We start from the raw sequence: 7,341 nt of genomic DNA, 5'->3' as shown, positions 1-7,341 counted from the left end.
TACGGGATCAAGGCGTCCTGCAGTCGTTCGGAGACGTCGAGTTCGAGCGCCGTCTGGCCGGTGACGCCGTACGAGACGCCGTCGCTGGCCTGCACGCCCGGTTCGGCGTTGCGGATATTGGCCACCAGGTCCTTGGTCTGCTCGCTGTTGGGCGAGGAGGACGGGGTGACGAGGATCTGAGCGGTGTCACCGGCCGGGTTGACGGCGATGATCTGCGCGTTGGTGACGTCGGACTGACCGGTGATGGTCTCGACGACCTTGCCGAACGAGGCAGTCCGGTCGGCCTCGGCAACGCCGGATGCGTCGGCGATGACCAGCAACGGTCCGTTGCGTCCCGGCCCGAAGCCCTCGTCGACGATGTCGTAGGCCTGACGTGCGGGCGTCGACGGGTCGGCGGTGGCGGTGGACGGCAGTGCCAACGACAGTCCTGTGGTCGGGCCTGCGATGACGCCGAGGAGAACGATGCCGCCGATGAGACCCAGCGCGGGCCTCTTGACCAGGAACCGCGCCCAACGCAGTCCGTTGGTGGCCTTGGCGTTCGGGTCCTCGGGATCGGTGGTGTTGACGAACTTGACCTTGCCCGCGAAGGCCTTGCCCTTGTAGAGACCGAGCATTGCCGGCAGGAACGTCAGTGCGATCAGGACCGCGATGAACACCGCGAAACCGGCAGCCGCACCCATCTGGGACAGGAACGGAATGCCGACGACGCGCAGCGCGACGAGGGCGATGAGCACGGTCGCGCCGGCGAACACGACGGCCGAGCCCGCGGTTCCTACGGACCGTCCGACGGCTTCCTCGCGGTCGTCGGTGAGCGTCAACTCGTGTCGATAGCGGGCGAGGATGAACAGCGAATAGTCGATGGCGACGGCCAAGCCGATCATGATGGCGAGAACCGGTGTGAACGACGACAGGTCGGCGAAACCCGACGCCGTGGTGATCGCCAGACTCGAGATGCCGATGCCGACGATGGCCGTGATGAGCGGCAGGCTGGCGGCCGCGGCGGAGCCGAACATGATGAGCAGCACCACGGCGGCGACTGCGAGACCGACGAGTTCGGACGTTCCACCGGGCGAGACGTTCTCCTGCGCGACGGTACCGCCGAGCAGAACCGTCAGGCCGGCGTCACGGGCGGGCTGCGCGGCCTCGTCGAGCTGGGTGCGGATCTCATCGGTGACGTCGGCGAGTTCGACGTTGATCGGCACGGTGACCGTGCCGACGTTGCCGTTGGGGCTCAGCGGAGACGTGGCAGCGGCGTCGGCGGCCACCTGATCGGCCGGGGTGCCTGCTTCCGTTGCCGCTTCGGTGTACCGCTCGATGATCGACTGGTTGGCCGCGACCGGGTTGGCCAGTGCCGGAGCGCCTTCCGCAGGCTTGGCCGCGTCGATCTTCTCGATTTCGGCGATGCTGGCATCGATGGCCGAGGTGTACTGCGGGGTGTCCAGCGTCTGCCCGTCGGGTGCCTGGAACACGTACTCGGCACTGACCGCGGTGAGCGGATCCTCGGCGTTGCCGAAGCGCTCCTCCTGCAGGTCCAGTGCGGCCTGGGCGGGCGTACCCGGGATGGAGAACGAGTTGACCGTCGGGCCGGACAGCGTCGCTGCGCCCACCCCGGCGAGAACCAGAATCGCCAGCCACAGTCCGAGGACCATGCCCTTGCGTCGGTACGCGAATCTTCCGATTCGGTAGAGATAGGTGGCCACTGTCAAGCTCCTCGGTTGTGTTCGGACGAGTGGGGGTGGGGTTCGGGAGTGGAGCCTGCGGAACGACCCTTGGGCTCGGGTAGGCCCGCGCGGAGTTGGTCGAAGGCGTCCTCGATGAGCGCCCTCGGCGTCGATGCGCCTGCGGAGTCGGTGACCCAGATGTTCAGTGCTGCAGTGACGGCACCACCGACGGCCATCTGGAGCAGGTTGGGGTAGAGATCGGTGTCGATATCGGTGCCGGTTCGCTCGGCGATGGCTTCGCCGAGTTTGCGGGTCAGCGATTGGTGCATCTCGAGCTTGCGGGCCATCAGGGCGGGGTTGGCTTCGATCAGCCGCGCTGCCGCAAAAGTGTCGTCCAGATCCCGGCCGGGGTCCGCGACGAGGTCGATTGCGATGTGCCGCAACGAGTCCCAGATCGGTTCGGTCGCCGGCCTGGCGCGCAGGAGCTCGAACCATTCGAGGGCAGACACCTCGATGTGATGGAGAACTGCTTCTTCTTTGTTGGAGAAGTAGTTGTGGAACGTACGGGTGGAGACTCCCGCTTCGTGCGCGATGGCGTCGGCGGTGACCGCGTCGATGCCGTGCTCCTTGCCCAGACGCACGGCGGCCATGCCGAGTGCGTCGCGGGTTGCGGCCTTCTTCAGATCACGAAGGCCCGTCGGAGAAGTCACGACTACCAACCTACGGAACTTGCACTGTTCTGCAAGTTTGCAGTGATGTGCAATTTTGTCGATCGCGCCACACCGAAGATCGGATGTGACTCACATCATCGACGAGCCCATGCGGTCGGCTCGCTGATGAGTTCCCCCACGAAGTCCGGCAAGTCGTTCTCGACGATGTCCGCCAGCGAGACCGCCTCGAGCACCGCCCGCAGATTGGCGCGTACGGCGAGCCACACGCGGGTGAGCGGCTCGGCCGGACCGGAGTACTCCGCATCCTCGGGCCGCAGACCGCGCACCGACGCCAGCGGTCCCTCCACGGCCCTCATCACGTCGGCAACAGAAATGTCCGACGCCTCCCGCGCCAGCCAGTAGCCGCCGTCGGGTCCCCGTCTACTGCACACCAGATCTGCTCGACGCAGATCGGAGAGCACCGATTCGAGAAACTTGTGCGGAATTCCCTGCGCCAGGGCCAGCGCCTCGGCCTTCGCGGGCCGCTGCCCGCCGACCGCCGCGAGTTCGACGAGCGTCCGAACTGCGTAGTCCGCCTTGGCCGTGATGTGCACGCTCAATTCCTACCATTGCAATAGGGAATTAGCGAGCAGTTGCCGGAATGCCCCGACGCGTCAGGAACCGTCCGGTATCGCCACGACCACCTCGTTGCGACGCAGCGGCGGCAAGGTCCACGGAGGATCGTAGAACCAGGTCATCGGCTCACCGAGCATCTCGATGCCGTGTGCACGCAGCGCTTCGGTCAACGCGGCCATCTGCGGTTCGACGTCGTCCCGGCTGCGGCCACCGCTGAAACGCAGCACGGCCACCGTCTCCGCTGGGACCTCCACCAATGTCACCCGGTCGTCGTCGGGCGTGGGCAGCGTGTCCATCGTCCACTCGGCCGGCATGAAGAACCGGACGACCCAGCCGTCGCTGCCGGGCGTGCTCGACACGGGGGCAGTCATCGCGATCTTCTTCGAGCCTGCGGGCGACTGACTGACGGGAGCGGTCATGGCAACCTTCTGCTTGCCCCCGTTTCCACCGAATATGTACCGGGCCAGGCGACGGAAACCTTCTTGGCGTGCCTCGTCCTCATCGGCGTCGACCGTGGTCTGCGCCGCGATGCGTGGTGAGTAACGACGGATCTCCACCGCATCGGTCAGTCGACGGCTCGTGTGCGGCGGTTCCTCGGTACCGACCCGAATGCCGACGACACTCAACACGGACTCGCCCACCTGCCCGACCGTGGACGCGATTTTCTGCAACATGTCCGACTCCGCTCCCTCGACCGATGCGTGCGCCCTCCACGGTACGAGCCGTAGGAAAGTAGGACAGGCAGCATTACACTCAACCTCTCACTGTCACGCGGGAGGTTCGATGAGCGACTGGATCGGTTCGGCGTGGAATGCCCTGCCCGAACCGCTGCGCGACCCCGTCGCGCTGGCCATTCCCGCGTTCGCGCTGCTGCTGGCCATCGAGTGGATTGCCGCCGCGAAGCTAGAAGACGGGTCTCGCGGCAGCTACTCCGCCAGGGATGCGCGCGCCAGCCTGAGCATGGGCCTGGTGTCCATCGCGACCACCACGGCATGGAAGGCGCTCGCCCTCGTCGGCTACACCGCCATCTACGTCTACGTTGCGCCGTGGCATCTCCCGGCCGACGCCTGGTACACGTGGGTGATCCTGATCCTGGGCGTCGACCTGCTGTTCTACGGCTATCACCGCATCGCGCATCGGACCCGACTGATCTGGGCGACGCATCAGGCTCATCATTCGAGCGAGTACTTCAACTTCGCGGCGGCGCTGCGACAGAAATGGAACAACAGCGGCGAGGTCATCATGTGGCTACCGCTCCCACTGCTGGGAATGCCGCCGTGGATGGTGTTCGTCGGCTTCTCGATCAACCTCGTCTATCAATTCTGGGTCCACACCGAGCGCATCGACCGGTTGCCGCGGCCGTTCGAGTTCGTCTTCAACACGCCCTCGCACCATCGCGTCCATCACGGCCGCGATCCTCAGTATCTCGACAAGAACTACGGCGGCATCCTCATCGTCTGGGACCGACTGTTCGGCACCTACGCCGAGGAAGTCGAGCGCCCAAACTACGGCCTCACCAAGCCAGTGGACACGTTCAACATCTGGACCCTCCAGACACACGAATACCGCAACATCGCACGGGATGTCGCGGCATCGCGGTCATGGAAGGAACGCGTCGGATATCTCGTCGGGCCGCCGGGATGGACGCCTGCGGCCGCGAGAGAACGCGCTACTGCTGACTCAGATTGATCAGGAAGTCGACGGTTCCCGAGCCCTCCACGGTGACGAAGCCGAGCGACGGCGGTTCGATGCCGTAATCGGCCCACGTGGTCGGAATTGCGCCCGACGCGATGAGCGTGTCACCGGACTGCAGCACCTCCATCTGCACCGAAACCGGACGCGTCTGGTCCTTGAGCGTCAATGTGCCCTCGGCGGTGACGGTTTGGGTGGTGCCGTCCTTGGGCAGGGAGGACAGGTCGATCGGCGAGTCGATGTCGAACGTCGCCGTCGGGTAGGCGGCGGTGTCGAAGATGTTGCCGCGGAACTGACTGTCCCGACGATCGCTGTCGGTGGTGATCGAGTTGGTCATCACGACCACCTGTCCCTCGGTCAGGGTGTCGTCGGCGATGACGACGTTGCCCGAGACCTCGGTCGTCGACCCGACCACAGTGACATCGGACCCGTTGAGCAGTTCGTCGACGGTATAGCCCGCGGCGGTGGCGTTGGCAGCGTCACCTGGGGTGACGATCCACCGTCCATCGATGCTCTCGGTACTGGCGGCCTGCGCGCCCGAGGTGGACACCGATGCTGCCGGTGCGTCGTCTTCCTGGAGCGACGCATAGATCTTGGGGCCGAAGTACAGCCCGAGCGCCGCCACGACGACAACAACCACTCCGACGATCCACCATTTCTTGGTCATGACTGCCGATGGTAGTTGCAGCTTCAAGCCTATGGGGAGTGAGCGACCTGGTAACTCCCTGAGAGTTTTGTCCGTTTACCCCGTGAACGCGTGTCGGTACCGCCAGGCACAATGGAACGCATGGATCCGGTGGACGCACTTCGAGAGATCGGGTACTGGCTCGAGCGTTCCCGCTCGGACACCCACCGCGTCAAGGCCTACCGTCGGGCCGCCGATGTCGTCGAATCCCTCACGCCCGCACAGCGATCCGAGCACGAGAAGGCCGACAGCTGGTCCTCGCTCGCCGGTATCGGAGCCAAGACCTCGCTGATCATTCGTCAGGCACTGACCCAGGACGTCCCGGACTATCTCCGTGAGCAGCGAGATGCGGCAGAACCGATCGGCGACAACGAACTTCGCAGCGCATTGAAGGGCGATCTGCACACCCACTCCAACTGGTCCGACGGCGGCAGCCCCATCGAGGAAATGATGCGCACCGCCGCGCGGCTCGGCCACGAATACTGCGCTCTCACCGATCATTCCCCGCGTCTCAAGGTCGCCAACGGCCTCACCGCCGAGCGCCTGCGCGCACAGCTCGACGTCATTGCCGAGCTGAACGAGCGGCTCGCACCGTTCCGCATCCTCACCGGAATCGAAGTGGACATTCTCGACGACGGATCACTCGACCAGGACGAAGGCCTGCTCGCCGAGCTGGACGTGGTCGTGGCGAGCGTGCATTCCAACCTGCGTGCCGACTCCAAGACCATGACCAAGCGGATGGTCACCGCCATCGCGAACCCGCATGTCGACGTGCTCGGTCACTGCACCGGACGGCTCGTCGAGGGTGGCCGCGGCACCAGGCCCGAATCGACGTTCGACGCCCCCGTGGTGTTCGAGGGCTGCCGCCAGTTCGGCACCGCGGTGGAGATCAACGCCAGGCCCGAGCGCCAGGATCCTCCGGAGCGACTGATCGACATCGCCCTCGAGCGCGACTGCCTGTTCTCCATCGACACCGACGCGCACGCACCCGGACAGCTCGACTGGCAGGGCTACGGCTGCATCCGTGCCGAAGCGCGTGGCGTCCCCGCCGAGCGCGTGATCAACACTTGGCCGCTCGCCGAACTGCTCGAGTGGACGGCGCAGCGCGCGTGAATCGTCGCCATTTCCTCTCGGGTCTGCTGGCTGTCGCGTTGGTCGGCTGCAGTTCGGCCGACACCGACTCCTCACCGAGCACCGCCGAAACGTATTCGGCTGCGCTACAACCGGTATCGGGCCCGGCCGGGGATCCCGTCCGACTGAAATACGGATACGACTCGGACAACATCGGTGACCTGTACCTTCCCGACAACAACGCCAGCTCGCTCCCGGTGGTGGTGATGATTCACGGCGGCGGGTGGCAGGAAGACCTCGACCTGTCGTACTTCCAACAGATGTCGACGGCCATCGCCGACGAGGGCATCGCCGTGTGGAACGTCGAATACCGACGTGGCCCGAATAACTGGGCCAACACCCTCTCCGACGTCGACGACGCCACCGAGGCACTGGCAACCGTCGTACAGGACGCAGCCGACGGGCGACTCGATCTCGATCGCGTCCACGTCGCCGGACATTCGGCCGGTGGCCAACTCGCCGCATGGGTGGCCGCTCGACACCTCATGCCCGTCGACGCGCCTGGGGCCGAACCAAAGATCAGACCCCGCAGCGCCACCATCATGGCCGGCGTCTTCGACATGAAGAGAGCGGCCGACATCGGCGGCGACAAATTTGTGCCCGCCTTCCTCGGCGGCATGCCGGACGAAGTGCCCGGGCGCTACGAGATCGCCTCGCCCATCGAATACCTCCCGCTCGACGTGCCGCTGACCGCACTGCACGGTGACGCCGACCAAACCGTCTCGGTGAATCAGAGCCGGGTCTACGTCGACGCTGCCGTGAAGGCGGGCAGCACCGACCCCGAGCTCGTCGTTCTGCCCGGAGCCGGACACGGAGCGTTCCTCGACCCGAAGAATCGCGCCTGGTCGACGGCGCTGAGCACCATCACCGGACGTGCGCAGACCCT

8 protein-coding genes are annotated in these 7,341 nt (G+C 65.6%); 3 read left to right on the top strand and 5 right to left on the bottom strand.

Features of this window, described 5'->3' with window-relative positions:
* From CH256_RS04750 to CH256_RS04735, 4 genes are all read right to left on the bottom strand, one after another.
* Positions 1-1,700, bottom strand: a 1,700-nt coding sequence (locus CH256_RS04750) for an MMPL family transporter (protein ID WP_094668997.1), incomplete at its 3' end; no start/stop codon positions are given.
* Between the two features lie 2 nt (positions 1,701-1,702).
* On the bottom strand, positions 1,703-2,380 hold the full coding sequence (locus CH256_RS04745; RefSeq protein WP_068054682.1) for a TetR/AcrR family transcriptional regulator: 678 nt from the start codon (positions 2,378-2,380) through the stop codon (positions 1,703-1,705).
* Between the two features lie 86 nt (positions 2,381-2,466).
* A complete protein-coding gene (locus tag CH256_RS04740) occupies positions 2,467-2,925 on the bottom strand; it encodes an RrF2 family transcriptional regulator (RefSeq protein ID WP_068054679.1) in 459 nt (152 codons plus the stop codon).
* A gap of 60 nt (positions 2,926-2,985) precedes the next feature.
* Positions 2,986-3,621 (bottom strand): SOUL family heme-binding protein, encoded by a 636-nt coding sequence (locus tag CH256_RS04735; protein WP_094668996.1) that lies wholly within the window; start codon positions 3,619-3,621, stop codon positions 2,986-2,988.
* A gap of 109 nt (positions 3,622-3,730) precedes the next feature.
* Here CH256_RS04735 and CH256_RS04730 point away from each other — a divergent pair, with 109 nt between their 5' ends.
* On the top strand, positions 3,731-4,636 hold the full coding sequence (locus CH256_RS04730; protein ID WP_068054672.1) for a sterol desaturase family protein: 906 nt from the start codon (positions 3,731-3,733) through the stop codon (positions 4,634-4,636).
* On the opposite strand, the gene CH256_RS04725 is transcribed toward CH256_RS04730, so the two are convergent.
* Positions 4,617-5,306 (bottom strand): YceI family protein, encoded by a 690-nt coding sequence (locus CH256_RS04725; RefSeq protein ID WP_068054670.1) that lies wholly within the window; start codon positions 5,304-5,306, stop codon positions 4,617-4,619. The two genes, CH256_RS04730 and CH256_RS04725, sit on opposite strands and share 20 nt — an antisense overlap.
* Before the next feature lie 120 nt (positions 5,307-5,426).
* Here CH256_RS04725 and CH256_RS04720 point away from each other — a divergent pair, with 120 nt between their 5' ends.
* Positions 5,427-6,437: a PHP domain-containing protein gene (locus CH256_RS04720; RefSeq protein ID WP_094669021.1), complete on the top strand. Its 1,011-nt coding sequence runs from the start codon at positions 5,427-5,429 to the stop codon at positions 6,435-6,437.
* On the top strand, positions 6,434-7,341 hold a 908-nt coding region (locus tag CH256_RS04715), incomplete at its 3' end, for an alpha/beta hydrolase family protein (protein ID WP_094669020.1). The genes CH256_RS04720 and CH256_RS04715, both read left to right, overlap by 4 nt.

The sequence above is a fragment of the Rhodococcus sp. 05-2254-6 genome, assembly GCF_002258565.1.
Lineage (GTDB): Bacteria > Actinomycetota > Actinomycetes > Mycobacteriales > Mycobacteriaceae > Rhodococcoides.
Note: the sequence above shows the minus strand (reverse complement) of the source record. Positions and strands in the feature narration are given on the sequence as shown.

Bases quoted from the DNA above. Each gene is read 5' to 3' on its own strand.
- CH256_RS04730 (WP_068054672.1), top strand. From the start codon at position 3,731: ATGAGCGACTGGATCGGTTCGGCGTGGAATGCCCTGCCCGAACCGCTG.
- CH256_RS04725 (WP_068054670.1), bottom strand. From the start codon at position 5,306: ATGACCAAGAAATGGTGGATCGTCGGAGTGGTTGTTGTCGTCGTGGCG.
- CH256_RS04735 (WP_094668996.1), bottom strand. From the start codon at position 3,621: ATGTTGCAGAAAATCGCGTCCACGGTCGGGCAGGTGGGCGAGTCCGTG.
- CH256_RS04720 (WP_094669021.1), top strand. From the start codon at position 5,427: ATGGATCCGGTGGACGCACTTCGAGAGATCGGGTACTGGCTCGAGCGT.